We start from the raw sequence: 3,499 nt of genomic DNA on the forward strand, positions 1-3,499 counted from the left end.
CCGGTGACGGCGGAATCGTCGTGCAGCACGCGCAGGGCCACATGGCCGGCGCGGATGTCCAGCGTGGCCGCGGCGTGGTCGAGCGCCCGCTGCACCTCGGCTCCGGTGGCGTCGCCGCCGGCGTGCACGATCCGCCGCCGCGAGTGCCCACCCTCGCGCGTCACGTCCCAGCGGCCCGGCGATGCCTCGTCGAATCGCGCTCCGGCGCCGACCAATTCGGACACCGCCCGGTACCCGTCGGCGACGATGGAATACACCGCGTCGGGGTCGCACAGGCCGGCGCCGGCCGTCAGGGTGTCCGCGACGTGCGCCTCCACCGAGTCGTCGTTGTCGGGCAGGACGACCGCGATGCCGCCCTGCGCGTAGTGGGTCGCGGTCCCCCCCTTCGCCTGGTCCGCCTTGCTCAGCACGACGACGCTGCGGCCGGCGCGATGGGCGGCCAGCGCCGCGGCCAATCCGGCCACGCCGGTGCCGATGACGACAACGTCGGCGCTATGGGTCCAGGCGGGGCGGACGGTCATTCGCCGCCGCCCGGCTGGCCGATTTCGATCATTCGCTGCACGCTGCGGCGGCCCGCCGCCGCGATCTCCGGGTCGACATCGACTTCGTCGGCCCCGTCCACCAGGCAGCGCAGCAGGGCCGCGGGCGTGATCATCTTCATGTACTTGCAGGACGCCCGGTCGTTGACCGCGCGGAAGTCGACCTGCGGGGCGGCCCGGCGCAGCTGATGCAGCATGCCGACCTCGGTGGCGACCAGCACCTTGCGCGCCTGGGTCTGGTGCGCCGCGTCGAGCATGCCGCCGGTGGACAGGATCTTCACTCGATCCGCCGGGAAGGCGCCCTCGCCGGCGAGGTACAAAGCCGAAGTGGCACAACCGCATTCGGGATGCACGTAGAGGTCGGCGTCGGGGTTCGCCCGCGCCTGCTCGGACAGCTCGTCGCCGTTGATCCCGGCGTGTACGTGGCATTCACCGGCCCACACGTGCATGTTGGTGCGGCCGGTCACCCGGCGCACATGGGCCCCGAGGAACTGGTCCGGGCAGAACAGCACCTCGCAGTCGGGGTCGATGGACTCGACCACGTCCACCGCGTTGGACGAGGTGCAGCAGATGTCGGTGAGCGCCTTCACCGCGGCGGTGGTGTTGACGTAGGAGACGACAACGGCGCCGGGGTGCTCGTCGCGCCAGGCGCGCAGCTCGTCGGGGGTAATGGAGTCGGCAAGCGAGCAGCCGGCCCGCTGATCCGGGATAAGGACCGTCTTGTCGGGGCTGAGGATCTTGGCGGTCTCGGCCATGAAGTGCACCCCGCAGAACACGATGGTGTCCTCGGGTGCCTCGGCGGCGATCCGCGAGAGCGCCAGTGAGTCTCCGACGTGGTCGGCGACGTCCTGGATGGCGGGCAGCTGGTAGTTGTGCGCGAGCACGGTGGCGCCGCGCAGCTTCGCCAGTCGGCGAATCTCGGCGGCCCACTGCTCGTCGCCCTCGACACCGGCGTAACCCGCGGGTGAATTCGTGACTTCGGCCATCATGTCTTCGGCGAGCGTGTCCATGCGATTTACAACCGTCACGGCGGCTCCTTTCAGCCCGAGAGGTTTTCGACTTATAATCGAAAACATGGCCCATGGTAACACCGCCCACGAAGTGCTCGCGGTCGTATTCCAGGTTCGCCATGTCGCCGAGCAGGTTACGAGGGGCCGCCCGACGGAAAAACCGCAGCTTAACGTGCTGTTATGGCAGCGTGCCAAGGACCCGCAGCGCGGCGCATGGTCGCTGCCCGGCGGGCAGCTGCGCAACGACGAGGACATCACCACCTCCGTGCTGCGACAGCTGGCCGAGAAGGTGGACCTCAAAGAGCTCGCGCACTTAGAACAGCTGGCGGTGTTCTCCGACCCGAACCGGGTGCCGGGCGACCGGGTGATCGCGTCGACCTTCCTGGGATTGGTGCCCTCCCCCGCGACCCCCGAGCTGCCGCCGGACACCCGCTGGCATCCGGTGAGCTGCCTGCCGCCGATGGCCTTCGACCACGGCCCGATGGTGACGCACGCGCACGCCCGGCTGATCGCCAAGCTGTCCTACACCAACCTCGGGTTCGCCTTGGCGCCAAAGGAATTCGCGCTTTCCACACTCCGCGACATCTACGGCGCCGCGCTCGGCTACCAAGTCGACGCGACGAACCTGCAGCGGGTGCTGGTCCGCCGCGGCGTGATCAGCCAGACCGGCACCATCGCGCAGTCGGGCCGCAGCGGCGGGCGGCCCGCGGCCCTGTACCACTTCACCGATTCCCGGCTGCGGGTCACCGATGAATTCGCCGCGTTGCGGCCCCCCGGCTAGGCTCGCGGAAAGCGTCTTTCGGGTGACGCGATCGTAAATGGAGCAGTGGCGCGTCCGACTCTGCACGCGCGGGCAAGAAGTCGCTCACAGTCCGGCGATTACGTTTTGGTTACCTGCCGTTCGTGCGCGACAATGCCCGATGGCCTAGAAGGGAGCCCAATGGCTGAGCTCGGCAATCTGGCAGGCACGCATGGCGCGGAGTGGATCGCCCGGCCGCCCCACGAGGAACTGCAGCGCAAAGTACGCCCGCTGCTGCCCTCGGACGATCCGTTTTACCAACCGCCACTGGGCTTTCAACACGCCGAGCCGGGGACGGTGCTGCGTTCGCGCGACGTCGAACTGGCGTTTTTGGGTTTGATCCCGCAGCCCGTCAAGGCCATCCAGCTGCTCTACCGGACGATGGACATGCACGGCGAGCCGGAGGCGGCGGCGACCACCGTGATCGTCCCGGCCGAGCTCGCCCCGGAACGCCCGTGCCCGCTGCTCTCGTACCAGTGCGCGATCGACGCGGTGTCGTCCCGTTGCTTCCCGTCCTACGCGCTGCGGCGCCGGGCGAAGGCCCTCGGGTCGATCGGCCAGCTCGAACTCTTCCTGATCGCCGCCGCCGTCGCCGAGGGCTGGGCCGTCTCCGTGCCGGACCACGAGGGGCTGCAGGGCCTGTGGGGCGCGCCGTACGAGCCCGGCTATCGCGTCTTGGACGGCATCCGGGCCGCCCTGGGTTCCGAACGCCTCGGACTGTCCCCGTTGGCGCCGGTCGGGCTGTGGGGCTACTCCGGCGGCGGGCTGGCCAGCGCCTGGGCCGCCGAGGTCTGCGCCGAGTACGCGCCCGAACTGGACATCGTCGGAGCGGTGCTGGGATCACCGGTCGGCGACCTGGGCAACACCTTCCGCAGGCTCAACGGCAGTTTCCTCTCGGGTCTGCCCGCGCTGGTGGTATCCGCGCTCGCCCACATCTATCCCGAGCTGGACAGGGTGATCAAAGAGCACAGCAACGAGGAGGGGCGAGCCCTGCTCGAGTCGCTCGAGAAGATGACCACTGTGGAGGCGGTCGTCCGGATGGCCGGCAAGAACATGGGCGACTACCTCGACGAGCCGCTCGAGAGCATCCTGTCGACGCCCGAGGTGATGCACGTGTTCGAGAGCATCAAGCTGGGCGTGGCCGTGCCGAC

General features: G+C 69.3%; 4 protein-coding genes. 2 read left to right on the forward strand and 2 right to left on the reverse strand.

The window, feature by feature from the left end:
- On the reverse strand, window positions 1-521 hold a 521-nt coding region (locus A5697_RS12145), incomplete at its 3' end, for an FAD-dependent oxidoreductase (protein ID WP_156673267.1).
- Complete coding sequence (nadA, locus tag A5697_RS12150; protein WP_067948098.1) at window positions 518-1,567, reverse strand: quinolinate synthase NadA; 1,050 nt, start codon at window positions 1,565-1,567, stop codon at window positions 518-520. The genes nadA and A5697_RS12145, both read right to left, overlap by 4 nt.
- 46 nt (window positions 1,568-1,613) lie before the next feature.
- Between nadA and A5697_RS12155 the strand changes: the two genes are divergently transcribed.
- A complete protein-coding gene (locus A5697_RS12155) occupies window positions 1,614-2,330 on the forward strand; it encodes an NUDIX domain-containing protein (RefSeq protein ID WP_068010601.1) in 717 nt (238 codons plus the stop codon).
- 159 nt (window positions 2,331-2,489) lie between these two features.
- Window positions 2,490-3,499, forward strand: a 1,010-nt coding sequence (locus tag A5697_RS12160) for a lipase family protein (protein ID WP_068010602.1), incomplete at its 3' end; no start/stop codon positions are given.

This window comes from Mycobacterium sp. E3251, from assembly GCF_001666835.1.
Classification (GTDB): domain Bacteria; phylum Actinomycetota; class Actinomycetes; order Mycobacteriales; family Mycobacteriaceae; genus Mycobacterium.